This is a genomic window from Brevibacillus choshinensis, from assembly GCF_001420695.1.
In the GTDB taxonomy this organism is placed as follows: Bacteria; Bacillota; Bacilli; order Brevibacillales; family Brevibacillaceae; genus Brevibacillus; species Brevibacillus choshinensis.
Genome location: NZ_LJJB01000010.1, coordinates 1,748,610 through 1,769,703 on the forward strand (window position 1 = coordinate 1,748,610; position 21,094 = coordinate 1,769,703).

General features: G+C 45.3%; 22 protein-coding genes. 7 read left to right on the forward strand and 15 right to left on the reverse strand.

All coding sequences use genetic code 11. From position 1 onward, the window contains the following. Positions 1-3: 3 nt before the first annotated feature. On the reverse strand, positions 4-1,839 hold the full coding sequence (locus tag AN963_RS18230) for an SgrR family transcriptional regulator (RefSeq protein WP_055745942.1): 1,836 nt from the start codon (positions 1,837-1,839) through the stop codon (positions 4-6). A gap of 120 nt (positions 1,840-1,959) precedes the next feature. On the opposite strand from AN963_RS18230, the gene AN963_RS18235 reads away from it, so the two are divergent. Together AN963_RS18235 and AN963_RS18240 are read left to right on the forward strand one after the other, a co-directional pair. After that, positions 1,960-3,219, forward strand: coding sequence for an MDR family MFS transporter (locus AN963_RS18235; protein ID WP_055745943.1), 1,260 nt, complete (start codon positions 1,960-1,962; stop codon positions 3,217-3,219). A 29-nt stretch (positions 3,220-3,248) separates the two neighbouring features. Next, the gene (locus AN963_RS18240; protein WP_055745944.1) at positions 3,249-4,028 is read left to right on the forward strand and encodes an isocitrate lyase/PEP mutase family protein; all 780 of its coding nucleotides are present in this window, start codon (positions 3,249-3,251) and stop codon (positions 4,026-4,028) included. 48 nt (positions 4,029-4,076) lie between these two features. Here AN963_RS18240 and AN963_RS18245 read toward each other — a convergent pair whose 3' ends face one another. Beyond that, on the reverse strand, positions 4,077-4,664 hold the full coding sequence (locus AN963_RS18245; RefSeq protein ID WP_055745945.1) for an NAD(P)H-dependent oxidoreductase: 588 nt from the start codon (positions 4,662-4,664) through the stop codon (positions 4,077-4,079). Positions 4,665-4,785: 121 nt separating this feature from the next. Between AN963_RS18245 and AN963_RS18250 the strand changes: the two genes are divergently transcribed. Next, positions 4,786-5,223 (forward strand): MarR family winged helix-turn-helix transcriptional regulator, encoded by a 438-nt coding sequence (locus tag AN963_RS18250; protein ID WP_055745946.1) that lies wholly within the window; start codon positions 4,786-4,788, stop codon positions 5,221-5,223. Positions 5,224-5,652: 429 nt separating this feature from the next. Beyond that, entirely contained in the window at positions 5,653-7,347 is a 1,695-nt protein-coding gene (locus AN963_RS18260) for a hypothetical protein (RefSeq protein WP_055745948.1), read from the forward strand. A 69-nt stretch (positions 7,348-7,416) separates the two neighbouring features. On the opposite strand, the gene AN963_RS18265 is transcribed toward AN963_RS18260, so the two are convergent. The 3 genes from AN963_RS18265 to AN963_RS18275 form a co-directional block, all read right to left on the reverse strand. Beyond that, complete coding sequence (locus tag AN963_RS18265; RefSeq protein WP_055745949.1) at positions 7,417-8,157, reverse strand: hypothetical protein; 741 nt, start codon at positions 8,155-8,157, stop codon at positions 7,417-7,419. 14 nt (positions 8,158-8,171) lie between these two features. After that, complete coding sequence (locus AN963_RS18270) at positions 8,172-10,373, reverse strand: DNA topoisomerase III (RefSeq protein ID WP_055745950.1); 2,202 nt, start codon at positions 10,371-10,373, stop codon at positions 8,172-8,174. Positions 10,374-10,494: 121 nt separating this feature from the next. Next, complete coding sequence (locus tag AN963_RS18275; protein ID WP_055745951.1) at positions 10,495-11,061, reverse strand: hypothetical protein; 567 nt, start codon at positions 11,059-11,061, stop codon at positions 10,495-10,497. 211 nt (positions 11,062-11,272) lie between these two features. On the opposite strand from AN963_RS18275, the gene AN963_RS18280 reads away from it, so the two are divergent. Both AN963_RS18280 and AN963_RS18285 read left to right on the forward strand, forming a co-directional pair. After that, positions 11,273-11,722, forward strand: coding sequence for an SRPBCC family protein (locus tag AN963_RS18280; RefSeq protein WP_055745952.1), 450 nt, complete (start codon positions 11,273-11,275; stop codon positions 11,720-11,722). Between the two features lie 6 nt (positions 11,723-11,728). Continuing rightward, entirely contained in the window at positions 11,729-12,301 is a 573-nt protein-coding gene (locus tag AN963_RS18285) for a DUF1697 domain-containing protein (RefSeq protein ID WP_083496973.1), read from the forward strand. Positions 12,302-12,353: 52 nt separating this feature from the next. Here AN963_RS18285 and AN963_RS32010 read toward each other — a convergent pair whose 3' ends face one another. The 4 genes from AN963_RS32010 to AN963_RS18300 all read right to left on the reverse strand — a co-directional run bounded on the left by AN963_RS32010 (position 12,354) and on the right by AN963_RS18300 (position 13,843). After that, positions 12,354-12,617, reverse strand: a complete 264-nt coding sequence (locus AN963_RS32010) for a GNAT family N-acetyltransferase (RefSeq protein WP_236708014.1) — start codon at positions 12,615-12,617, stop codon at positions 12,354-12,356. Between the two features lie 22 nt (positions 12,618-12,639). Continuing rightward, the gene (locus AN963_RS32015; RefSeq protein ID WP_236708015.1) at positions 12,640-12,903 is read right to left on the reverse strand and encodes a GNAT family N-acetyltransferase; all 264 of its coding nucleotides are present in this window, start codon (positions 12,901-12,903) and stop codon (positions 12,640-12,642) included. A 183-nt stretch (positions 12,904-13,086) separates the two neighbouring features. Beyond that, on the reverse strand, positions 13,087-13,428 hold the full coding sequence (locus AN963_RS18295; protein WP_055745953.1) for a zinc ribbon domain-containing protein YjdM: 342 nt from the start codon (positions 13,426-13,428) through the stop codon (positions 13,087-13,089). 37 nt (positions 13,429-13,465) lie between these two features. Next, positions 13,466-13,843, reverse strand: a complete 378-nt coding sequence (locus AN963_RS18300; protein ID WP_055745954.1) for a winged helix-turn-helix transcriptional regulator — start codon at positions 13,841-13,843, stop codon at positions 13,466-13,468. A 117-nt stretch (positions 13,844-13,960) separates the two neighbouring features. Here AN963_RS18300 and AN963_RS18305 point away from each other — a divergent pair, with 117 nt between their 5' ends. Then, complete coding sequence (locus AN963_RS18305; protein WP_055745955.1) at positions 13,961-14,398, forward strand: YybH family protein; 438 nt, start codon at positions 13,961-13,963, stop codon at positions 14,396-14,398. Positions 14,399-14,551: 153 nt separating this feature from the next. On the opposite strand, the gene AN963_RS18310 is transcribed toward AN963_RS18305, so the two are convergent. The 6 genes from AN963_RS18310 to AN963_RS18335 all read right to left on the reverse strand — a co-directional run bounded on the left by AN963_RS18310 (position 14,552) and on the right by AN963_RS18335 (position 20,962). Beyond that, the gene (locus AN963_RS18310) at positions 14,552-15,589 is read right to left on the reverse strand and encodes a glycosyltransferase (RefSeq protein WP_055745956.1); all 1,038 of its coding nucleotides are present in this window, start codon (positions 15,587-15,589) and stop codon (positions 14,552-14,554) included. A 12-nt stretch (positions 15,590-15,601) separates the two neighbouring features. After that, entirely contained in the window at positions 15,602-16,906 is a 1,305-nt protein-coding gene (locus AN963_RS18315) for a D-glucuronyl C5-epimerase family protein (protein ID WP_055745957.1), read from the reverse strand. 87 nt (positions 16,907-16,993) lie between these two features. Further along, complete coding sequence (locus AN963_RS18320) at positions 16,994-17,695, reverse strand: PHP domain-containing protein (RefSeq protein WP_055745958.1); 702 nt, start codon at positions 17,693-17,695, stop codon at positions 16,994-16,996. Next, on the reverse strand, positions 17,673-18,746 hold the full coding sequence (locus AN963_RS18325; RefSeq protein ID WP_055745959.1) for an ATP-grasp domain-containing protein: 1,074 nt from the start codon (positions 18,744-18,746) through the stop codon (positions 17,673-17,675). Before AN963_RS18325 ends, AN963_RS18320 begins: the two co-directional genes overlap by 23 nt. A gap of 1 nt (position 18,747) precedes the next feature. Continuing rightward, positions 18,748-20,061: a nucleotide sugar dehydrogenase gene (locus AN963_RS18330; protein ID WP_055745960.1), complete on the reverse strand. Its 1,314-nt coding sequence runs from the start codon at positions 20,059-20,061 to the stop codon at positions 18,748-18,750. A 121-nt stretch (positions 20,062-20,182) separates the two neighbouring features. Further along, the gene (locus AN963_RS18335) at positions 20,183-20,962 is read right to left on the reverse strand and encodes a polysaccharide deacetylase family protein (RefSeq protein ID WP_055745961.1); all 780 of its coding nucleotides are present in this window, start codon (positions 20,960-20,962) and stop codon (positions 20,183-20,185) included. Positions 20,963-21,094: the final 132 nt, after the last annotated feature.

Below are 21,094 nucleotides of genomic sequence, written 5' to 3' on the forward strand. Positions count from 1 at the left end.
GTACTAAGGTCTGATTGCTTGGGGATGGAACCAGATTTTATCGAAGTCCAGCCAGCCTGATGTGTTAATCGAGACCCCGCGCACCGACTGGTGAAAGGACGTATTGCTCTTTTTATAGACGAGGTAGAGGATCGAATGCGTTTGCTTCATCAAAGATTCGAGCTCATCCAGCAGCTCCTGTCGTCTGGAGGCGTCCCTTTCACGGAAAATGGCTTCTGTCCGTTGTTTGACCTGTTCCACTGTCTGCGGATCAAAGGCAGCCAGGAAATAATTCTTTTGCAAATACATCTCTAGCTCGCAGATCTCGTCTCCGGTAAATACGTTTCCAAACAACCGACCGTCGTATTGCTCCCAATCCTCATAATCCATCAATTCTTCAACGGGCTTCACGTGCATCTCAATATGGATACCGAATGACTCCAAACGGTCCCGAATCCAGATAGCGTCTTCCTCGTGATACGGATTGGAAGCGATTCTGAACACTTCCCCCCGATAGCCACTTTCCTGTAATAACGCTTGAATCTCTGCACGACTCAACGCCTCTTCCTCAGCCCTGCCCGTATTCGCATGGTGCGGACGGAACCCTCTGGCTGGAAAAACGAGATCTCCTCCCAAATCCGCAATCATCTGTTGTCGATCGATGATGTGGTGAAGAGCTCGCCGAAATGCAGGGTGATTCTGTGGTCCAACTTTCCATTGATGAAAGACCAGCAGCGTGCAGCAGGCAAATAGTATTTCTGCATCGATCCACCCACAGCTCTCACTCAGCTGCGCCTCCAGTTCTCCATGAGACGGATCCCCGTAGGACGTGAAAACAGATGTCCAGTCCGGTTCTTTTAGCCGACCCGGTTCCATATCGGGCAAGATCAGTACCTCGACCCGATCCAGCTGTGGCCTGCCGCGAAAATGAGCGGGAAATGCCTCTAGTACACAGATCCCGTCCTGCATGCGCGTGACTTGAAACGGACCGGTGCCGACGGGATTCCGAGAAAACTCCGATTCCCCCCTCCGCACAACGACATCCTCTGGAAGGATACTTGCTGGAACCGTTGATAAAAAACGCAGAAACAATGAATTTGCTTGCTTCAATTGAATGTGTACCGTTTTATGATCGAGTGCCTCTACCTGTGCGATGTCTTGAAACATCCAGCTCGATTCAAAGCGCTCCGGACGCAATCGAACGCGATCAAGGGAAAACACAACATCGTGGGCCGTAAGCTCCCGACCATGATGAAACAGAATGCTCTTTTTCAAATGAAACGTCCATGCTCGCCCGTCCTCACTGGTTTCCCAAGAATGTGCGATGCTAGGCTTTATCGTACGTCTTTCTGGATCATATTCGACCAATGTATTGAACAGCTGTCCACCAATATGGGCATCAAACGTGTAATAGGACAACGCTGGGTCCAACGTCACAATATTGCGGTAAACAGGAAAACGCAACGTATCCTCTAACTTGTCTGAAACCATCTGAGTCGTGAAGCCCATTCCGTCTGACAGCCAATCCATCAAGCGATTCTTCGCTGAGTTGCCGCCAAATCGGTTCATCAGCTCCATCGCCTCATTGACTTCTCCCCGTTCCATCTTGTCCTTTACTTCATGGAGGAGAATTTCCTCGGAATCCGCCAGTAGGGTCAGCACTGAAGTATGACCACGCCCGCGACCAGCCTGCCAATCAATCCAGCCGAGCTCGCAAAGCTTGCGAATGATGATTTTTGTATAACGAGGGGTGCAATGCCAAATGCCCGTGAGCTTTTCTACTGTCACAGGGAAAGCAACACGGGTTTCCCGATCGCTAAAATACGACCGGAGCTCTAAAAAATGAAGAACGGTCAGCATACAAAACCTCATTCCTTTAATAGAAAAGGTGAACGAACTCACTCAAATCATACCCTTTTTATCCCTTTCTAGATAGATATACTCAATGGTAAAGAGACAATTCCAGAGGGGGAGAACCAAATGAATGGCTTTATACAAAAGCTCCGCGCGATGGCAGACTTCCATCCCGTCGCCTGGGGTGTCATTATCGGAACCTTCCTGTCACGTACAGGTTTTTTCATGACCATTCCGTTTTTAGGGATTTATCTGGGGAAAGGAAAAGGCATCGATCCTGCCACGGTTGGCGCGATTTTAGCCGCCAGCTTTTTGGTCGGGACCCTCTGCAGCTTTGTCGGAGGAGCGTTATCCGATCGACTGGGGCGATACCCGGTCATGATTGCGGCGATGGCTGCATGGAGCCTCACGCTGCTGGGGTTCGCATTCGCTGATGAGATCTGGCAATTCTTCCTCATGAGCTGCTTGAATGGCCTCTGCCGGAGCATCTTTGAGCCGACTGCCCGTGCCTTGCTGGCAGATGTGACTCCTCCTGAACGCCGCACCGATGCCTTTCATGCCAGATATTTCGCCATCAATATCGGCGGAGCGATTGGTCCATTAGTGGGGCTGAAGCTGGGAGCAGGCAGTACTTCCTCGCTCTTGCCGTTTTACGTCAGTGCCGTCATCTTTGCCATCTACGCGATCGTCCTGGTCGTTTTCATGCTCTCCTTTCGGCACGAGCTCCAGGAAAAGTCGTCTGGGACCCCGATGAAGCAAATGATCCGCATTGTTTTTACGGATAAGGTGTTTCTCTATTTTCTCTTGGGCAACGTCTTTCTGGCAGGAGCCTATTCGCACCTCGATACGACTTTGTCGCAGTTTATTGGTCACGATCGGATCGAAGCCTACTCGTTTCTGTTTATTATCAACACGCTCTCTGTCTTGATCCTGCAATACCCGCTGGCAAAGCTGATGAAGCGGTTTTCTTCCCTGACGGCCTTGAAGGCTGGCTGCCTTTTATTTGGACTCGGTCTGTTCGGATTCGGACTCTTTGACAATCTGGCATTGCTGGCCCTATCGATGGTTATCTTTACGGCGGGTGAGATTTTGAGCTTTGTCATTGGGGATGTACTGATCGGGGAAATTGCCCCCAGCCATTTGCGAGGAGCTTACTATGGTGCGAGTGGCTTCGCCTTTATTGGCCAGAGCGCTTGCGCGTGGTTCGGGGGGATTTTACTCAACCTGCTGGGCTTCGGACAAGGTCCTCTCATCTTTGCCATCCTCATGCTGCTGACCTTTATCGCCTATCCGTTTTTCCACCGCGGGCAACAGCTGTGGGAATTGCGTCTCGGGCACACCGGCACAAACGAGGGGTGCCAAGGCATGGAATTAACCAAAAGCTAAATCATCCCCATAACCAAGGAGTGTTTTTCATGACAACCTTTCAGCAATTCCACGCTCTTCATCATACGGATGACTTACTGTTTATGGGCAATGCCTGGGACATCCCCTCTGCACGCGCTCTCGAAAAAGGCGGTTTTAAAGCAATCGGTACGACCAGCTGGGGAATCGCACATTCACTCGGCTTTACAGACGGAGAAAAGATAGATTTTGACCTGCATCTCGCCGTTATCAAAGGGATTGTCGAGCACGTGCAGATTCCGGTGTCTGCCGATATCGAGGCAGGCTATGGGGAAAATGCTCCTGCCATCATCGAGAATGTGTTGCGGACGGCAAATGTGGGAGTCGCGGGCATCAATTTGGAGGATTCGCTCAAGCACCAAGCAGGCTTGCGAGACATCACCCAGCATGGAGACCTTCTCCACAAAATCAGAACCGCTCTCGATAACAGCGGCTTTCACGATTTTTATATCAACGCCCGAATCGATACGTATTTTCAAAAAGAAGATCCGCTAGCAGAAACGATCGATCGAGCCAAATGCTATGTGGAGAGCGGAGCCAGCGGAATCTTTGTCCCTGGGGTAAAGGACGAAGCGGACATCCGAGCAATCGTTGCCCAAGTAAACGCACCTCTGAATGTTCTGCCACTGCCTGGTCTTACAGATGGCAAGCTGCTCCGCAAGTGGGGAGTAAAGCGCCTCAGCTTTGGCAATGCCATGTACGACAAAATGGTCGCTTATTTAGACAGCCATGCAGCGTTGTTGTTTGAGGCTACTGACACCGCTTCCCTGTACGAATCGGATCGCTCCTGATTCACGGGTCGGAAAGATCCCCTATTGGTGAAGGGGGTCTTTTCCTTTTTACTGAGCCATTCCTCTGAAATAACGATAGACCTTCTCCAATTTCTCTTCATGCCTCCCCTTCGGACTCTCCATGTTCCCAAATTCAAAGAACTTCACCTTTTTCATCCCCACAAATTGAAACAAGGCTCTCTTCATCAGTATTTTGTGAGCGTTATTCAGCCAAAACAACGGATAATGCGTGGGCCCTTTCATCGAGGAAATGCACACGACCGACTTCCCCGCAAGCAACCCTTCCGGCAGTAGCCCCTTCTTGTCTCTGTAAGCAAAATCAGAAGCAAACATCTGGTCAATATATCCCAAGAGCATGGCAGGCGGTCGTCCCCACCAGATCGGATATACGAAAACGATTTTATCTGCCCAAGTAATCTGATTCCGATATTTCTCCAGTCGTGGATCGATGTGCATATCCCTTCTGCGCTTTTGCTCATTAAAAACCAGGACCGGATCAAATCCTTCCTCATAGAGATCCAGTACCTGTACTTCTTGTATCAGAGGATTTTCCCCACTCCCTTGGATGACCTTTTGCAAAAACGAAAAGCTAAGACTCCGATGATTCGGATGTGTATAAATCACGAGCAGATTCATCGTACCACTCCCATTACTTATCATTTGATAACAAAATGGTAGCACGCACTTATTATAGTTGTCAAATGATAATTGTTTATTGACAACTAGTTTGTTATCGTAACTGTAAGAGGTGATCACTATGGACAAAACAGCCTTTTTCCAAAAGTTCGTGACCTTCACGAGTGCCGTACATCAAGTGAAGCACGAGATGACCAAAGATCTAAAACCCGATGATATCACTCCCGTTCAATACAGCATTCTGGAATATGTAGCCGTACAGCAGCCTGTCACCCTCAGTGAAATCAGTGACTGTCAGCATATGTCCATGCCCAACACGAGTCGGGAGATCAGGAAACTGACGGAGAAAAACCTGTGTGAAAAATCGACCGTTGCCGAAGATCAGCGCAAGCAATCGATCCGCCTGACCCAAAAAGGGCAAGACATGATGGACGAAGCATTTTCCCGGATCGAGGAGCGTTTCCTCCAGCGTCTACAAGGTGCTGCCGAAGAAGATCTGAAAATGATTGAACAAGCCTTGGACGTGCTGCAGGCGAAAGTGTTTTATACAGAGTCATGATGGGCGCTCTCCAAATAAACGCCCTGTGTTATTGCTCAGTATCCTCGCCCTCGTCCTGCTCCTGTTCATTTTTCCATCGTGGACCCCTGAAATCAGAGACGAAAACGGCACTTTCCCCATTTTGAAGAACGGGAGAAGTTTCACGCAGTCATGCTGGAAGCCAAGAAACATATACTCGCAGTCCGACCATAGTGTAAAAACAGCAAAGGGAACTGCACGAATGCAATTCCCTTTTTCTTGTATCGACATGGATCTTAAATGGTCAAAAACGCCTGAGCACCTGTTCTGCCGCGTCAAATGATAAAAGCTGTCAGATGCACACTTTGATTCTATGTCGAACAAAATCAGCTCTTGTCTAATCCTCTTCGGCTCAGCTATATTTTGAATATACATACTTCTAGAAAAATATGATTTTGATAGGAGATTCATATGACTATCTCATCGAAACTCCCACCTGCTACCCCTCTTCTGACAGAAAGGCGAATCGCCAAAACCTCACCCAACATAGACCCTCACGAAGAATGGTACGAAATCACCCTGACTTCCACTGATGCACTCGAAATTCACATCAACAATCTGACACACCCCGACTCCTGCATCGAAATCTATGACAAATTCGGTACCAGGCTAGAGCATTCTTCCTTTACACCCGATTCACCTATTATTCATCACTTCTTTCCTGAGAAAGAGGGCCTCTATTTCATTCGGCTAACTATTGGACCTGACCCTAATCCCGATCATCTCTACCAGCTCTTCGTTGACAGGTACACTCCCCTTTCCGGTACGATCATCGGCTCGATCAGGCTTACCGCGGAAGAAGGGCCTTATCTAATCGGACCCAGAGACCTGATCATCCCCGCTGGAAGTAGTGTAACGGTAGAAGCAGGAGCAACGCTCAATGTTCGTGGCCCAAACAAGATCGTGGTCCAAGATTCTGGAGCCCTCTATCTTTGCGGCGAAAGTACCAACCACATCACTATTATCGGGGCAATCGGTGATCCTACCAAACACCAATGGAACCAGCTCTTCAAATCCCCGCAGGCAGAGACTCTCACCCAGCATCTTGTCATCCAATACGATAACGACGAGAACGGAATTGACTTTCTTTCGTTTCCTACCCCGTTTGTTGCTACAGCATCGACATTCGAAGAGTTTACCGCCACCATCGAAGAAGCTTCCCATTACAGACGGGCAGCCATCATTCCTCCCGCAGCTCGACTCGAATACATCAAAACGTGGTTTAAGCAGGCCAGTCCTTATCACTTCAGCTTCCTCGAGGAACTCATACCCTTTGAGCTCTACTTTGGCAACGACGTCACCTCTTTCGCTGACTGGGAAATGGACAGCCTCCGTGTCAGTTCCGAACGATTTGATGCCGGGCACATCAACTACTGGGATTTCGTCAATGGCAATTTCACGAGTGATCTCGTCGAGGCGGCACAGCTATTCACCAACAAACAGAGCAGTTCGGAGCCTCGCATTCAACGCATGATTGATTTTCTCAACATCGGACAAAACTGGCGCCAAACCCATGGATACTTCAAATGGTATGATCTGCTCAACCCGTTCAACAAGGAAGGCGAGGAATTCGAAAGAACGTTCGAACAAATGGCCCCGACCTTCTGGTTGGCCCACAATACTTCGATCATCTATTGGGATAAAAAAGCGCGTGAACTAGGGCTTTGGGAAAAAGAAAATGTGCTGGAACAACAATTTATCAACTCCGTGATTATCCGCGTTCATTTCGCAGCAGATTTGCCCTTCACGATCCCCGGTTATGGAAATAACATCCCACCTGTTGGCTTCGTCGGAATCTCCATCAACCACGGCCCTCTGAGTTATCCCAAGCAGTATCCGATTCCTGCGCCCGAGCACGATGTCAACTTTGGCACCTTATCGATCGCATCCTACTTGAAGTTTTTCTTTGATACTCTGTTTAACCGCAGAACCAACTCCATCTACACCTGGTGGATCCCTACTCAAGCGGACCAACAATTATATCAATTGCTCAAAGAGAAGGGGATCTCGGTCGATTCTCCTCCAGAGGATTGGGATCGCGAATTCATCCAGCCTTCGCAAAAAACATTAGAAGAGATTCAGCACTTTTACCTGACGATTGCGTGACAACAAACAGACCCGAATGCCTGATTGCAAAACATCATCGGCACCGGGTCTTTTTCGTTTTGATTCATCCTACCCAAAGTAATTCTGGATCGCCACTTTCATCCTTGCTTGGTGGGCCGCAAACTGCTTGTGTCGATGTCCATTAGCCCCTGATGGATGAGGGAATCCCCACAGACATTGTAGCGCATCCAGCTTTCCTTCCCCCTCCAAAAGCTGGAGCACACTCTCCACTCCTTTTCCGAGAGGGATCAAGAGAGTCTGCTTCCATGCTGGGAGTTCTTCCTGCACGAATCCCATTACAGCGTTTGTAAGAAAGGGTGTAGCTACTAGATGGGGATCACTACCATTATAATTTTGCTGCTCAACAAACACCGGATATCGAAGCAAAGAGGTCGTATGAAGTAGCGATCGACGCTCGTAAAACAAGTCTTCGCAGGACGTTACACCCAGATGCTGATGTAGATCAAGTGCATCCAGAAAGGCGACCAGGTTGGTTCTCATACTACCCACAAAGCTCGCTGCTTGTTTCGCGTTTTGGCATACTTCCTCGTCGGGCAGGCCTGCTTCCAGACATCGCCTTGCTTCTTGCATCGCAATCTTCATTTGATTCCAGCCGGGCGTGATCCCCAAAATGATGACCTTGGCGGATCGATTGACATACTCATTGTGTGGCGCATAGTACGTCCTCAGCTTCCCGTCGCTATCCATCAGAAAATCATCGACCAGCAAGTCTGCCTTCGTCAGCATCCTATCCTTTGGCAATGACAAGATGGCTTGCTTGTATTGTGGTAAATGGGTAGTGATGAGCATCGATAGATTAGCCCCTACTCCTCAAACTTGAATTTAGCCAACGCATCCTTCAGAGCCGAGTTCATTCCCTCGTCCGTATCCTTATCCTGCCCCTTGAGATAATTGGCTACTTCTTTCTTGGAAACCTTGCTGCCCTTTTCCTTGTCCCGGCGTTCTTGGAAGGTCGTCAGCTTTTCCCGATGCCCGCAGACGCACACAAATGTCTGCTTTTCGCCTTCCCCGCGCAATTCCAGTCGCTTATGACATTGTGGACATCTGGCGTTTGTCTGCTTGGAAATGCCTTTGCGGTACCCACATTCCCGATCCTGACACACCAGCATTTTGCCCCGCTTCCCGTTTACCTCCAACAGAAACTTGTTGCATTCCGGACATCTGGTTCTCGTCAGGTTATCGTGTCGGAAGGTCTGCTCACTGTTTTTGATCTCATGAACGACTGCTTTCGCGTAGGTCTTCATTTCCCCGATAAAAGCCTGCTTGCTCAAGCTACCTTTGGCGATTGCCCCCAGCTTTTGCTCCCACTGAGCGGTCAGTGTAGGCGACTGCATTTCATCCGGGACGAGCTCCAGCAGCTGTTTTCCTTTTGCTGTAACGAAAATGTGTTTCCCCCGCTTCTCGAACAGGAAGCTGTTAAATAACTTCTCGATCACATCAGCGCGAGTCGCAACGGTACCAAGCCCGCCCGTTTCCCCGATCGTTTTGATCAGTTCTTTGCTTTCGTTCGCCATATATTTCGCGGGATTTTCCATCGCGCTCAGTAGAGCTGCTTCGGTAAAAGCCTCCGGTGGCTTCGTCTCACCCTTGGTCTGGGCAACGTTACTGATGCGCAGTCGATCGCCCTTTGTGATCGATGGCAAGAGCTGTTCTGCGACGCCATCCTTGGTATCCTCGTCCTCCACATCGTGGTCGTATACTTCTTTCCAGCCTTTGGCGAGTACCGTTTTTCCTCTGGCGATGAATAGCTCCTTGGCCAGTTTCGCCTGGATCGTGGTTTGCTCGTATTCAAAAGCAGGGAACAAGACTGCCAGGAATCGCTTCACCACAAGGTCAAAAATCTTGCGTTCCTTGTCACTCAAATTCGCCAAAAGGACCGATTGCTCCGTCGGGATAATCGCATGGTGATCGGATACTTTACTGTCATCCACGAAGGCTTTGTTCCCTTTAATCGGTGCACGCAGCAGCTTGGCGGCAAAAGGAGCATACGGCTTCATTTGTACGGCTTTGACCCGATCTGGAAGCGTCTCTACGATATCGGCTGAGAGATAGCGTGAGTCCGTCCGCGGATACGTAACCACCTTGTGATGTTCATAGAGGCCTTGCATGATCGAGAGCGTTTCCTTTGCCGAATAGCCAAATATCTTGTTGGCGTCCCGTTGCAGTTCCGTAAGATCATACAGCTGGGGAGCAAACGTTTTTTTGTGGGCCTTGGTCACCTCGACTACCTCAGCGATACTCTCTTTTTTCAGAGCCGCCAATAGCTGATCAGCCTTTTCCTTGGAAAACGTTCGGATATCCTTGGTCTGCTGATCCTGCCATTGAAGCTGGATCGGCCCCTCTGCCACAGCGGTCAATCCGTAAAATGGCTTCGGTGTAAATTGACGAATCTCTTCTTCTCGCTTCGCCACAATCGCCAGTGTCGGAGTCTGTACACGACCGCAGGATAGCTGCGCATTGTGTTTGCAGGTCAACGCACGAGTGGCATTGATCCCTACCAGCCAGTCTGCCTCTGCACGAGCAGCAGCGGAGGCAAACAGATTATCATACGCTTTGCCATCCTTCAGATTGCGAAACCCATCCCGAATAGCCTTATCCGTCACTGAAGATATCCAGAGTCGCTTGATCGGCTTGCTCACATGCGCCATTTCAATGATCCAACGGGCGACAAGCTCGCCTTCACGTCCAGCATCTGTCGCAATCACGATATCCTTTACATCGTTTCGCTTCATTTGTTGTTTCACGGTATGGAACTGCTTGTTGCTTTCCTTGATGACTACCAGCTTCAGCGGAGACGGCATAATGGGGAGATCCTCGATTTTCCACGAACTGAATTGCTGCCCGTACACCTCTGGATCAGCCAATGTGACGAGATGTCCCAAGGCCCACGTAACGATATATGTATCTCCTTCAAAATAACCGTTTCCTTTTTTCTGACACTGCAATACTCGCGCGATATCTCGTCCAACGGAAGGCTTTTCAGCCAGTACAAGTGTTTTCCTCATGTGCGACACCCTTTCAAACCAACTAACAATCAATATTTCCATTCTAAACAAAAAATGATCGATGGGGGTTATAAATAGGCAAGAAAAAAACGCAGTCCCCTACGAGACTACGTTTTACCTTCTACTTTCGATAGCTCGTGCTACCTATTTTCTTGCGTGCTGTTGAGAATAGGATCGGTGTACGGTTGATGGTGTTTCGGAGTACATCACGGAACACAAATGCGGCTACCCTATTGAAATTGTTGAACAGGTCGGACAGATCATCATTAAAGAATTGAATCACCTGGGCCTTAAACACGGGGTACACCGCGGTAAAACTGATAGACGCCCTGACCACGGCAAAATTGAACAATCGATTGGTACGGAATGCTACTCGATAGAAGTTTGCGATTTCACGAGGAGAAAGGGCCCGCGAAATGGGTTGAACCACGTTCCCTTCGGTGGTTTTGACCCTCACATGTATGCGTAGATTCCCGATTTGTTTTGTCCGTACTAGCAGAGTAGCAAGAGCCCGCGCTTTTTGCGTGCCTTGAACATGAAGGGTGATTCGGAAGTTACCACCCGGCATTTCACTCAAAGGCTCTACACGAACCAACGGGTCATTACCTATTGAGAATTTGATTTCGTTAAAATATGTGGCTTCTGGAGGAGATAGTCGAATTTGAGCCTTCTTCCGGGGATTAGTCATGCTGCACCTACCTCTTTCTGTTACAACTTCCTGATTTGATTTATCCTATTATTTATTGAGAATGTTTGTAACCGTACATGCCTATGAAGAACGCCCTTTTTCCTAACGGTCACCGTCTATTGTCGCGTTTTTACAAGACTCACTCTTTCTTTTCCTCTATGATGGAAAAAGGTTACAAAAATGATGTTATCGAGGATAAGGAGGATTACCTATGGAACTCACGTATGTGACTTATATTGGGGCAAAGCCGGAGGAAGTGTGGAATGCTCTCATTTCACCAGAAGGGACGAAAGCTATCTTTTTCGGGTCTGTCCTGAAATCGACATTTGAAGTCGGTGCGCCTTATGAATATGTTGGTCCTGGGAATGATGGAGAAGAGACGGTTCACGTCTATGGCAATATTCTCGCGTTTGAACCTTTCCAACGCATGAGCTATACGGAGCATCCAGGCCCCTCTTACAATGAAAATCATGCCGATCTGGAAACACGGGTGACGGTCACGCTGGAAACGGTAGGTAGCTGCACAAGGCTCACACTGGTGAACGATCAGTGGCCAGCTAATCACCCTTCCTATGAACGGACGAAGGATAACTGGCATTACGTGATCAGCAGTATAAAAACGTACGTAGAAACAGGAAAAACTTTAGATTTTGGTTGGTGATTATTTGTGGAAAGTGGAAAGACCATCTACGTCGCACTCTTGCGGGGAATAAACGTAGGCGGCAAGAATAAAATCAAGATGGCCGAGTTACGTACGGCGCTAGAGAATATCGGGCTTAGTCGTGTGAAGACATACATCCAGAGCGGAAATGTCCTCTTTGAGTCACAAGAAGACGAGGCCTCAGTACGTCAGCAGATCGAACGAGAGATTGCGTCCGTCTTTGGGATCACGCTCACGGTCGTCATGAGAACAGCTGAAGAAATGGAGCATATTGTCAGCCATTGCCCGTTCTCAGCAGAGCTCATTGCTGATGCGGCCGCTTCATGCGTGGGAGAGAGCCTCTATGTTGCTCTCCTGCCCGAATCGCCGCCCTCCTCTGGTATAGAGAAGCTGGCAGCTGCCAATAACGGAAATGATGAGTATCACATTTCAGGACGCGATGTGTACCTGTTGTTCCGCCACAGTGTTCGTGATGCCAAGCTATCCACGAATCTGCAAAAGCTCGGTGTACAGGTGACCGTTCGAAACTGGAACACGATGAACAAGCTTGTGGAGATGGCCAAAGAGATGCGGCTATAAGAATGCAAAAGAGGTAGCCCGGCTTGATGCAGGCTACCTCTTTTCCGTTTTTCTATCGATTGTTATATTGTTCTTTCGTCAGCACATACATCAGCTCGCCATTGCATTCTTCATCATCGCCGGTCAATCCTTGGAGCTCGCGGTCAAAGGTAAAACCTAGCTTTTTAAAGATTTTCAACGATGCTACGTTACGTGGGTCAGCCTTAGCGTACAGCCGGTCCAGTCCGATCATGTCAAATGTATAGGCTGTCAACGCTGCTGCTGCTTCATTCGCGTAGCCATTTCCCCAATAATCTCGACCTATTAAATAATACAACTCTTTGTCCGGTGCGATAAAATCAAGTACGCCGACTCCGCACAGTCGCCTTGCTATGAATCGCGAATGAATATTTGAAAGCTTGATCAAAAGGTGTTTGGTAGCTGTCTATCAACCACTTGAACAGCTTTTGATAGTCTTCCAGCGTCATGACACCAAAATGCAAGTAGGTGAACAGCTCCGGATCTTGCATCAGTTTAAAAGACTCCATCAAATCACTTTCAATGTAAGGGCGGATGATGAGGCGTTCTGTTTCCAAGCGCATCATGGATAAGGCTGTATTCATATAAGTAATCCTCCTAGTCTGTGGTTGTTATGCTTGTGGTAGACTAGTGTTGGAAACTGGCATCGCTATCCCCCACTTTCCAAATATTACAATTAGTATATCGGGAACAGCTCTCAGATAACAATACCAACCTGCAAAAAAACCACTCCAACGATAGGAGTGGCCTTCTTTTTTGTGCTTCAACTATACCTTTTTCACAAACTCGGATTTCAGCTTCATCGCGCCAAATCCATCGATTTTGCAATCAATATCATGATCGCCATCCACCAGACGGATATTTTTCACGCGTGTTCCTATTTTTAATACAGAGGAACTTCCCTTCACCTTCAGGTCTTTGATGACCGTCACCGTGTCCCCATCGTTCAAAACATTTCCATTGGCATCTTTGACGATCTTTGTATCATCTCCACTGTCGGCACCTGCTTCTGGTGACCATTCGTGACTGCATTCCGGGCAGACCAAATGATTTCCATCTTCGTACGTATATTCGGATTTACATTTTGGGCAGTTTGGCAAATTAGACATGATTTCATGTTCTCCCTTCGTTTAGTCTCTTCCCCCATCATGCATCTGGCTGACTGCAAGCAATACTGTCCGCTCCATTCTTCATCTCTTCCTTGCGTAACGCAATATAATGTTCTCCCAAAACGATCATCTGCGCAAGTACAGGCTCCAGACTTTTTCCAAACTCGGTTAACGCATACTCCACCTTGAGTGGAACAGAGGGAAACACCGTTCGTTGCACAATGCCGGTTTCCTCCAATTCACGCAATTGTACAGTCAGCACATGCCTGGAAATACCGGGAATCGCTCGATGGAGTTCACCAAACCGTCTTGTTTGCTGAAGCAATTCATAGATAATCCGCGGCTTCCACTTGCTGCTGATCATATTCAGCCCTACGTCAACAGGGCAACCGAACTCAGAATCCTGGTATGGCATGTTGACCTCCATCTGGTTAAGTATTGATGACTAGGTCATCTTTTTCTGCGTACTTATGTCCGCCCGGTAATTCGTTTAAGCTGGGATTGTATTCATCATAACGAAAGAGGCGAGCTTATGACAGATCTTATCCATCAACATCTGGTAATGAATCCCGAAGATATGAATACCGCCTTTGCCCGCGCCTATAATTCCGGCGACATCGACAATCTGCTCGCTTTGTATGAGCCAAACGGCATTTTGATGTCTCCACAAGGTTCCCCGGATGAAGGGATACAAAACATCCGTAAAACGCTGAACGATTTGCTCAATCTACGAGGCACCATGAATTCCAACAACGTCTACTGCATTCCTTTTGAAAATATCGCTCTCTTGCGTGCCAATTTCACCCTGAACGGCTTCGATGCTTCTGGAAATGACATGCAAGTAAAAGGGCACACCTCAGAAATCGTAAGAAGGCAGCCTGACGGACGATGGTTATACATTGTGGATCATCCGTTTGGGGCAAATCCGTTGACTGAACGGAACGGAGGTGGCACCGGCTGTGAGGAGTGATATTACAGGTAAGGGGTCCTGCTTCGCTTTATACCGGCCATAAAATAGCAAAAGGTCGACTCGTATCAAGCAGGGTCGACCTTCGCGTTTTTCCAGACATATTCTACCGGAGACAATCCGACGATACATGTAAATCCTTGCTTAAGTAAAAGGTTACCCTCCAAAGATTGGATTTTCCGAACTAGGTCTATTATGAATAAAGTTCTTTACGTACGTTAAAAATTGTTGTGCTCGAACACTGTTTATATGATATTTATGAATAAAAGCATATCCATTATCCGTGATACGCTTTCTCTCCTCCATGTTCTTGTCGTAGTACATAGCTTTTTCATATAAATTATCCTCCGTGCAAGCCACAAAATTAACCCCATCTTCAAAGCCTAAGTCCACCATATCTTTATTGGGCTCTGCCAACAATAATGTATGGCATCCGGGGGCTTCAAAAAACTTCAATACTGCAAAATCAAATTGTCCTCCGCACGTAAAAAATATGTTGGAGCGATTGATTTCCTTCGCGTATTTTTCGTTTACATAAGCATTTTCCGAAGCAGATACTAGATGTCCGGGATGGGGGTGAAACACAAAGCCTTCAACCCCGTTCATTTTTGCCAATACAGCCTCTCTGAATTTGTAATCTCCCTTGGGTGGAATCCTTTTAGGGGGGGTTTGGAGATCATTTACATATAATTGACCCATCAGCAGAAACTTTATTTCTTTCCTACATCCCCAATCCTTTATTACGTTAGGATTCATCGACCATGGCAACCACCTGTGTTTATCCTTAAATTGAGGATACACTTGTAAAAATGGATGATTCGATACTGAAAATACGAGATCTATATGATTCTTAGTTATATAATCGATTCTCGATTGTTCATGATGTTTTTCCTTATTTTCTTCTGAGGGGTGATAATGCAAATCAGAAACAAAACATCCTTTTGGTATATCTATCTGATCAAGACCAGTTATTCGCGGTGCCAATTTATAACGCCATGCAGAATCATAATGGAAAATAAAATCTGGTTGGAACTTCGTTTTTTTTAAGATATCGCGAATATCGCCGTCTTCAAACCAATATTGTACCTCAGCATATTCTCCTATGGCCTCAATCATATCGAACTTAATTCTATGTTTCGGATACACGATCCCAAATGGTCTGATTAGAATGAGAATCTTTACTTTATCCGTCATAGTAAACCTCCGTTAACGTAACCTGATGAATTCATAGGTTCTTGCCTCCATTCCATTATACAGCTCCATGGTTGGCCACATTTTCACGTATTCATTCCATTTTTCAGCATAATGTTTAAAAATGTTTTCTCCGGTATCCTGATAAAAATCCTCCATTTTTACGATATGAATAAAATGGTAGTTATTATAATAACGAGTTCCAATTTGTTTAAATATAGTAGGATAGCCTACCAATTCAGATAAATCCCGAGGAATGGAAATCTCTAGCTGATTAAAACCTTTGGCTAAAGGTACATGAGCAATTTGTGTAAACTGGCAATTTTGCTGTCTATTTTTCGTGGGCAGAAATTCACCATGCTGCATTTCAACAGATAATGTAGTATTTTCAGGACTCGCGAGTGTTAGAATCAATTTATTTTCGCTGGGATATGGATACCTGCTTACCAATGCAGTTATTTTCGCTTTCTTATTGTTGAACAAGATCTTTGGTCCTTCGACTCTCACAGAACGAGGCTCAATAAAATTAGACCAAGATTTCTTTATTTCCGGTAGGGTGATGTCATAAATACCTTCATCTGGTACTTTTAGCTTAACCTTATGAATCTCTACGTTCTGGATTGTCGTAACAAGCTTAAATGCTACGGGACCATTCAAGAGATATCGGGTGTTAGCCAACTTAGGTATATCGAAGAGAGGAAGCATTTTCATTAGAGTCGACATGTTCTCTTCCCAAAATTGATGCGCCTCTTTATGCTTAAATGTGTCCGCGAACCTTTTGATATTGGTAATCGCTGAGAGCCACCCATTAAGTATATGGCTGATAGGGCTCATGGGAGTCTCCTGAACCGTAGGGCCATACGAGCTCAAATGGTACACACCGCCGCTATCCACAGGAATTTTAAGGCTTGCGAACATTTTTTCTGCGGCGATTTTATATCTCGTTTCCCCTGTCAATTCATATACCTTTGAAAACAACTGCATGTAGTGAGACTGAGTGAGACCGGAGTAGTAGAGTTGATTTGAATAATTGTACGAACTTTCAAGCGGATACCAAAATACGATTGCATCATGGAATTTCTCCATTCTTGAAATCGCTGCATCGGCAACTCGCATGATCGCTTCCTTCAATTGGGGGGCGCCTGTTTCTTCAAACTGTGTTACGTAATCTCGTATAACAAACGTTCCGAAAAGCGGATGAGGTACGATTTCGTTCTCTATCACTTTTCCTGGATATCCGTCATCCAAGAAACGAATATGGTAGAGGTCACGACTGCGTTGCGCAAATGCATGGCTAAAGTCCGGCATTTGAAATGTCATGATGATCACCTCATTTTCGGTTATTCTTTACAGCATATTCGTTAGCCGGTTCAATGAAACGGTATATATCTAGAGTCTAAAGCCCGTTTATTTCGTTAGATCAGTCAGCGTAACAAAATTCAAAGGTAGGCTATATATGTTTTTCAATGCAGGATAATACCTTTTTAAGTCCTCCATTGAATGGCTGTCTGAGGAAACAACTACTTTGGTCTTGTGTATTCGAAGAAGTTCTATCATATCTTGATCTGGTGCATTGTGCCTGACGTTAATTTCCACGAATTTTCCACTCCCATCCAATAACTCGGCAATTTCTATCTTTTGTTTTTGACTAAGTTCAATATGAAAACGCTTAAGTTCAGCTAATGGATGGGCTATAATATCAACCCTTGGGTTTTTTAACAAATTTTCAAAGGAAGTGATCCAATTATTGTAAATTTCCTGTTCTGAATCTAAAATGCCTTTTGAAGTACTGTAATACCCTCCTGAAAAGGGGATTCGATGAATGGAACCCAACAGAAAATCAACCTTCGATTCAACATCGGGAGCAGCGTCTATATCGCCTTCCAAATTGATTACTTTTGCCTCCAAACCGCTAAATACATAAATATCTTTAGCAAATATTTTTTTTACTTTTCTCATATGTTTCGAAAAATCCTCAATCCAATCACTGGTCTTCCAGACATGATCGGTGATTGCTATTGCTGCATACCCCAATTCGACTGCAACGCCAACCATCTGTTCGATACTGTTTTTCCCGTCCGAATAATTAGAGTGAGAATGGAGATCCATAAGTATCAAAATATATCTCCTCCCAATACCTGTTCATTCGGGTTCCCCATTTAACCAAAAGTTCATGAGGTTCGATTCGCAAGCCTAACGCGAGCTTAATGGCCAAATAAGGCAAGTTTACTCCCGCCCCCAGACAATGGACGATGGTCCCTTGCATCCTGGGATTGATCTCTAATATTTTTGGATCATGATTACTGTCGCGACGGATTTGAACACCAATATTTCCATGCAATCCAAGTTCAACAACAACTTTAGACGCATACTCAATGATGTCAGTTTCTTTAACTACAATGCCGCTTGTTGTTATTCCTCCAACCGTTGCTTCGCGAAGTCGGGGAATAGCTGTTACTACTTTCCCGTTATTAGCTAATACATCCACACTGTACTCCTTGCCCGGCAGGTACTCCATCACGATGATTTCCGGTATTTCATCGACGTGCTCCAAAATATCAAATAAATCATTCATGCTAGTGTAAGTTGAGTTGGGCTTTTCTTTGAACATCATAGTCGCCCTATTTATGTTGGGATCTAAAATTCGAAATCCTCTGCTTCCATTAGAGATGGTTGGTTTAAAACATACGGGATGCTGGGGATAGCCGAGGCGAGAAATCGCTTCTTTTAATGTTTCGGCCGTTTGTACAATTTCGAATGCAGGAGTAGGGATCCCAATCAGGGCTAACTTATGCAGTAATTTCCCTTTATCGTTTGCTATCACCAAATTGTCATAGTCCGACACGGATACGACTGTTCCACTATCTAAAAAAAGCTGCTTATTCTTTGAAAATTCAAGCAGCTCCTTTGTTACCATAGGAAGAATCGTATCTATTTTTTCGCTTCTACAAATATTCAACACATCGCTGATAAAATGATTATCACTAGCTTTTGGAATCGTGTAGAATTCATCAGACAACGGGAAGCCCGTCGCATGAGCAGAAGTATCCACCCCGATAATTTCAATGTGCATTTGGGATACCTTTCTCAATGATTTAATAACCCCGGGTGCTCCTGGGGATCCTGCCCCGGTTACCATCACTTTTATATTTTTTCTCACTTTATTGTCCACCCCCAAGGCGATAAACGCTTGCTTTTCCCTCCATTCCTTTCGTAGCATTGCGGGTATCAAAAACAAGCGATGCATGCTCCAAAATACGTTGCAATGGAATATTCGCATGATCTGTAATGATGACAATACAATCGGATTTTTGCAGTAGTTCATCGGTCAGTTCCACACTGCTCAGTTTCAATTCGTCTATCTGGACGTAAGGAACGAAAGGATCGTGATAAGAAACATTAGCCCCTTCATATTGCAGCAGTTTCATAATTTCCAGCGCACTTGATCCTCTCACATCTCCGACATTCTGTTTGTAAGCTACCCCATATAGCAAAATATCTGAGTGCTTAATTGGCCGGTGCGGAGCCAGACGATATTTAATTTGCTCTACGATATACTTCGGGATTTTATGATTTATCTTGTTGGATATATCAATAAAATAACTATCCAGACCGTATTTCTTTATTTTCCAATTCAAATACAACGGGTCGACCGGTATGCAGTGTCCACCAATTCCCGGCCCAGGATAAAATGCCGAAAATCCAAAAGGTTTCGTACTGGCCGCATCGATAATTTCCCACACATTAATATTCAGCGAGTCACATATAATCGCTAATTCATTCACAAAAGAAATATTGATAAACCGGTATGAATTTTCAACAAGCTTTGTCAGCTCTGCTGCTTCCGTGGAGGATACTGTGATCACTTGGCTAAAAACCTGGGAATATAAATCATAAACCTTACGGGAACATGTCTCTGTTACGCCGCTAACTACCTTGTTTATTTCTTCAATCGAATATTGACTATTTCCTGGATCAATTCGTTCGGGAGAATATCCGAGGTAAATATCTTTTCCTACTTTTAGACCGGATTTCTCCAGTATCGGTAGCAATACTTCCTTGGTGGTACCGGGATAAGTTGAGCTTTCCAATATGATCAACTGCCCTGTCATGATTCTGCGGCTCATCTCTTGGGCAGCTTGCGTTAAACAACTTAAATCGGGAGTATCATATGGAGTTAAAGGAGTAGGAATACAAAGGATGATGGTTTCTGCAGACTTTAACCCGTTGTAATTATCGGTTACGATTAATCGTTGGGAAGTAACAGCCGATCGAACAACAGAATCGTGTATATCAGGAAAATAGCTTAACCCCTGCTGGAGTTGTTTTATTTTTTGTTGGTCCAGATCAATTCCAATCACTTCGAAACCTTTCTTGACAAAACTAAGAGCCAGAGGGAGGCCAACATATCCTAATCCGATTACGGCTACTATTTCTTTTTTACTTGCTGCATTTGATTTCTCTTCTAATCCCATTCCTTTCTCCCCCTTATTATTTAGGTGGAATTTTATAATTTATGGAATTTGCTATCATGCGGAATGGTTGAATTCCCTACATAAACGAAAAATAGTTGTTAGCGGAGATCCCTATGCACGATTATTTTGTGTGATATTGTTTGATTTGCTCAATCAAATTTTCAGCAGAATGATTAGCACTTCCAACAATGAGACGATTAATAATTGGTTGATTTCTTTTGTTGGTACCCTTTTTAGAAGTAAAAAATAATTCGATACCAATTTCTTTTCCGATTTCTAATACAGTTTCGTTATATCCGTTAAAAGGAAATGCGAGAAGTTTGGGTTGCTCTCCTAACTCTTCATGAATTCGCTTTTCGGCTAATTGAAGGTCTGCTTTAATACGACTATGGTATTCGTTTTGGGTTTCAAAACGTTTTTGTTTTTCAAGAAAAAGAGGACATTTTAATATAGGTGTTCCATCTTCACTTAGACGATGTTGATTGTAGGTATGACTAAAAAAGCTCATTTTGCTTGCCTTCATTTCTCTCATCTGATCCCAAGTAAATTTATTCCGTCTACCAACAAAACCAACTTTAATAAAATTCGTAGCAGGGAATCCATATTGCTTTAAAAGAGGATAGGCATACGTATAAAAACTCTCATTTCCATCGTCAAACGTAATGACAACACTGTTTAATGGAGCATTATGGTTATAAAGGCTGAACTTTAACAAATCTTCCACACTTATGATTTGGTAACCATACTCTATCAGAGCATCTAAATGGTTCTTGAACTGTTCAGGAGAAACTGTGTAATGAGGCTTTATGAAAGGATTAGGGGAGATATCATGATAGATAAGTACGATGATTTTTTCTTTATAATGAAATGAATCAGCATGTTTATTTTCATTATTTTCCACGGAAATCTCCTTTACATGATATGGATGACTAAGGGCATATCCGTTGTCTTTGTTACGTCCAGTCGTATAGTTTATGAAGATTGCCTGTTTACGGAATAGGTGAGTTCCCTACCCTTTTAAAAATAGATGCAA

Coding starts and splice junctions, on each gene's coding strand:
- AN963_RS18230 (WP_055745942.1), bottom strand. CDS start 1,839: ATGCTGACCGTTCTTCATTTTTTAGAGCTCCGGTCGTATTTTAGCGAT.
- AN963_RS18235 (WP_055745943.1), top strand. CDS start 1,960: ATGAATGGCTTTATACAAAAGCTCCGCGCGATGGCAGACTTCCATCCC.
- AN963_RS18240 (WP_055745944.1), top strand. CDS start 3,249: ATGACAACCTTTCAGCAATTCCACGCTCTTCATCATACGGATGACTTA.
- AN963_RS18245 (WP_055745945.1), bottom strand. CDS start 4,664: ATGAATCTGCTCGTGATTTATACACATCCGAATCATCGGAGTCTTAGC.
- AN963_RS18250 (WP_055745946.1), top strand. CDS start 4,786: ATGGACAAAACAGCCTTTTTCCAAAAGTTCGTGACCTTCACGAGTGCC.
- AN963_RS18260 (WP_055745948.1), top strand. CDS start 5,653: ATGACTATCTCATCGAAACTCCCACCTGCTACCCCTCTTCTGACAGAA.
- AN963_RS18265 (WP_055745949.1), bottom strand. CDS start 8,157: ATGCTCATCACTACCCATTTACCACAATACAAGCAAGCCATCTTGTCA.
- AN963_RS18270 (WP_055745950.1), bottom strand. CDS start 10,373: ATGAGGAAAACACTTGTACTGGCTGAAAAGCCTTCCGTTGGACGAGAT.
- AN963_RS18275 (WP_055745951.1), bottom strand. CDS start 11,061: ATGACTAATCCCCGGAAGAAGGCTCAAATTCGACTATCTCCTCCAGAA.
- AN963_RS18280 (WP_055745952.1), top strand. CDS start 11,273: ATGGAACTCACGTATGTGACTTATATTGGGGCAAAGCCGGAGGAAGTG.
- AN963_RS32015 (WP_236708015.1), bottom strand. CDS start 12,903: ATGAATACAGCCTTATCCATGATGCGCTTGGAAACAGAACGCCTCATC.
- AN963_RS18295 (WP_055745953.1), bottom strand. CDS start 13,428: ATGTCTAATTTGCCAAACTGCCCAAAATGTAAATCCGAATATACGTAC.
- AN963_RS18300 (WP_055745954.1), bottom strand. CDS start 13,843: ATGCCATACCAGGATTCTGAGTTCGGTTGCCCTGTTGACGTAGGGCTG.
- AN963_RS18305 (WP_055745955.1), top strand. CDS start 13,961: ATGACAGATCTTATCCATCAACATCTGGTAATGAATCCCGAAGATATG.
- AN963_RS18310 (WP_055745956.1), bottom strand. CDS start 15,589: ATGACGGATAAAGTAAAGATTCTCATTCTAATCAGACCATTTGGGATC.
- AN963_RS18315 (WP_055745957.1), bottom strand. CDS start 16,906: ATGACATTTCAAATGCCGGACTTTAGCCATGCATTTGCGCAACGCAGT.
- AN963_RS18320 (WP_055745958.1), bottom strand. CDS start 17,695: ATGGATCTCCATTCTCACTCTAATTATTCGGACGGGAAAAACAGTATC.
- AN963_RS18330 (WP_055745960.1), bottom strand. CDS start 20,061: ATGGGATTAGAAGAGAAATCAAATGCAGCAAGTAAAAAAGAAATAGTA.